This window comes from Saccharopolyspora rectivirgula DSM 43747 (assembly GCF_000497205.1).
Lineage (GTDB): Bacteria > Actinomycetota > Actinomycetes > Mycobacteriales > Pseudonocardiaceae > Saccharopolyspora > Saccharopolyspora rectivirgula.
Genome location: NZ_AYJW01000122.1, coordinates 1 through 2795, shown reverse-complemented (window position 1 = coordinate 2795; position 2795 = coordinate 1). Strand labels below are relative to the sequence as shown.

General features: G+C 67.1%; 5 protein-coding genes. All 5 read right to left on the bottom strand.

Annotation, left to right across the window (positions count from 1 at the left end; all coding sequences use genetic code 11):
* Positions 1–11 precede the first annotated feature (11 nt).
* Complete coding sequence (locus tag SREC43747_RS21640) at positions 12–170, bottom strand: hypothetical protein (RefSeq protein WP_162832393.1); 159 nt, start codon at positions 168–170, stop codon at positions 12–14.
* 12 nt (positions 171–182) lie between these two features.
* A complete protein-coding gene (locus tag SREC43747_RS20850; RefSeq protein WP_081722699.1) occupies positions 183–389 on the bottom strand; it encodes a hypothetical protein in 207 nt (68 codons plus the stop codon).
* A complete protein-coding gene (locus SREC43747_RS0119055; RefSeq protein ID WP_051388160.1) occupies positions 367–984 on the bottom strand; it encodes a DUF5947 family protein in 618 nt (205 codons plus the stop codon). The genes SREC43747_RS20850 and SREC43747_RS0119055 overlap by 23 nt, the downstream gene beginning before the upstream one ends.
* Complete coding sequence (locus tag SREC43747_RS0119050; protein ID WP_037332721.1) at positions 981–1526, bottom strand: NifU-related iron-sulfur-binding protein; 546 nt, start codon at positions 1524–1526, stop codon at positions 981–983. Before SREC43747_RS0119050 ends, SREC43747_RS0119055 begins: the two co-directional genes overlap by 4 nt.
* A partial coding sequence (locus tag SREC43747_RS0119045; protein WP_029722971.1) for a nickel-dependent hydrogenase large subunit occupies positions 1519–2795 on the bottom strand: 1277 nt, incomplete at its 5' end. The genes SREC43747_RS0119050 and SREC43747_RS0119045, both read right to left, overlap by 8 nt.

Below are 2795 nucleotides of genomic sequence, written 5' to 3'. Positions count from 1 at the left end.
CCCGCAGCAGCTCACGCCTTCCCCGCCCGGCGAGAAGAACTCCCGCGCCTCGGGTAGACCATCCGGTAGATCCGGATTTCCCGGATCATTCCGGGTATTTCCTTGGCCGCCAGCGCAACCAGCCCGACACCGAGCACCACCGCCTGCGCGATCAGCATCCGCTTGGCCATTTCCACTCCTCATCAACTCGGTGAGATGTTCGGCATGACGTCCAGGATCGCGTTGTGCTGCTTCCAGTTGATCCCCGTTGCACGACGGGCGTCCGCTGTCCGGTCCGGGTGGTGCCCGCGCTGCTTGCTGTGGGGTCCTTGATTGCCCTCGTGCATCCCCCGGACGTGCGTTGGGGTGTCCACCGTGGTGTCCGGTTCACCGACTCGAATGCGTCCCATGACTTCCCCACTCCTGTTCGGTCAGCTCGGCAAAGAACTTCCGGATTTCCGACCACACCGTTGTTCCCCCGGAAATCCCACGCCATTCCCGCCGCACCAACGCCACCAGCCGGAAGCAGTCGTCCACCGGAACGATCCAGTGCTGCTTGGCGCCGGAAGTCGTGTTCACCAACAGGGCCTCCACGTCCGGCGTCAAACTGCGCAGTGCGTGCTGCCCGGCTTCGACCGCGCGCCAACTCCCCGGGTCGACCTCCCACCGCGCGGGACCGAGCGGGCTGGGGTAGTGCGCCTGGACGACGCCATCCGCGCGCGGGACGAAATAAGCCAACCCCACGGGGACGCCGAGCACGTCCACGGGGACCGGCTCGAGCCGCACTCTGCGCTGCGGAACCAGGCAGAAGCGCCCCTGAGCGGCCGCCTCCTTCCCGAACAGCAGGGCGCACTCCCGGCACGAGCACACGAGCTGCTGCTCCCGCCGGTCGTAGATGTGCCGGTGCTCGTCGACCAGCTCCGCTCCGCACAGATCGCACCGATCCGCCACCACCGGTTGCTCACCGCTGGCGCTGATCAACCGCCGCAGCGCACCGCTGCTCATCGAGCACTCCGCACCCGACTGAGCACCGCGTCCACCGGGATGGGAGCAGCAGCGGGTTCCGTCCGCTGCTCCAGCTCGACCCGCACCTGGTCCAACTCCGGCGCCAGCGCCAACACGGTCTCGGTGACCGCTTGTTGAACGGCCTCGGCGGACCGGCCGCACCCGCAGCCGGCAGCGGCGACCCGCAGCCGGGCCGTGCCGTCAGCCACTCCGAGCAACCGGACCTGGACGCCTTCCGGCTCCAGCCGTGCGGTCAGCTCGGCCACGGCCCGATGCACCCGGTCGACCACCGAATCCGGGTCCAGCCCGTGCAGCACCAGCAGGTGCCGCAGCAGCTCGTCGGAGCGGAAGTCCTCCAGCACGTCGGCGGGCACGTGGCGGAGGACCCTGGCCAGGGCCTCCCCGTACACCCCGGTCAGCAACCGGACCGCTTCCAACGCCGCCCGGGTGGCCGGTCCGGGCGACTGCTCGACCTGCTCCAACAGCTGGTCGAGCAGTGCCAACCGCTGCTCGAGCGCGGCATCGTCGAGCCGGTCACCCATGGGAGCCACCGAACATCGGGGAGTGCGTCCGCTGCAGTTCCCGCCCGCCCCCGAGGTACATGTGCACGCCGCACGGCAGGCAGGGGTCGAAGCTGCGCACCGCGCGCATGATGTCGATCCCCTTGAAGTCGTCCGGCCCGTTCTCCTCGAATATCGGCATGTTCTGGACCGCGTCCTCGTACGGTCCCGGCGTGCCGTAGCTGTCCCTGGGGCTGGCGTTCCACGGGGTCGGTGGGTACGGGTGGTAGTTGGCGATCTTCCCGTCCCTGATCACCAGGTGGTGCGACAACACACCGCGGACCGCCTCGTGGAAGCCGCAGCCGATCGCCTCGTCCGGCACTTCGTAGTTGCTGAACACCTTCGTGTCCCCGGCTCGCACCAGTTCCATCGCCTGCTCAAGGAAGGTGAACGCCATCGCCGCCGAGTAGGCGACGAAGTAGGCGCGAGCGCGGTCCCGTTCCAGAGCGTTCGACAGCGGCTGCCCGTTCTTGTCGTACGGGATCTTCCACTCCAGCGTCATCTCCGGGAGTTCGTCGCTGCGCGGCAAGGAGATTTGCACGCTGGAACCGGTCGACTTCACGTAGGGGGTGTCCACCAACCCGGACAGCGCGGTGGACCACAGCCGGGCGAGCGGACCGCCACCGGTGTCCAAGGCCAAGTGGTTGGTCCCGTCGAACCAGCGGGGGCTCATCACCCAGCTGTAGTTCCCCTCGAAGTCCCGCTTCTGCGGAACCGGAATGGTGGTCTGGTTCCACGGGTGGCGCATGTCGACGGGGTTGCCGAGCGGATCGTGGGTGACGAAAGGCTGCTCGTTGGCCCAGTCCTCGTAGAAGGAGCTGCCGAGCAGGATCCGCATGCCCAGGTTGATGTCGATCAAGTTGTTGGTGACCAGCCGGCCGTCGACGATGATGCCCGGGGTGACGTACATCGCCTTGCCCCATTGGTTCATCGTCTCGTACCGGTAGTCGCATTCGTCGTAGTTCTGCCAGGCTCCCCAGCAGCCGAGCAGGACTCGCCGTCGGCCGACTTCCTCGTACCCGGGTAGGGCTTCGTAGAAGAAGTCGAAGACGTCGTCGTTCATGACAACGGCCTTCTTGACGAAGTCGAGGATGCGCACTAGTCGGGACAGGTAGTCGGTGAACGTGGTGGGCTGCGGCATGGTGCCAACCCCGCCCGGGTAAACGGTGGAAGGGTGCACGTGCCGCCCTTCCATGAGGCAGAACATCTCCCGGGTGACCCGGCTGACCTGCAGCGCTTCTTTGTAGATGG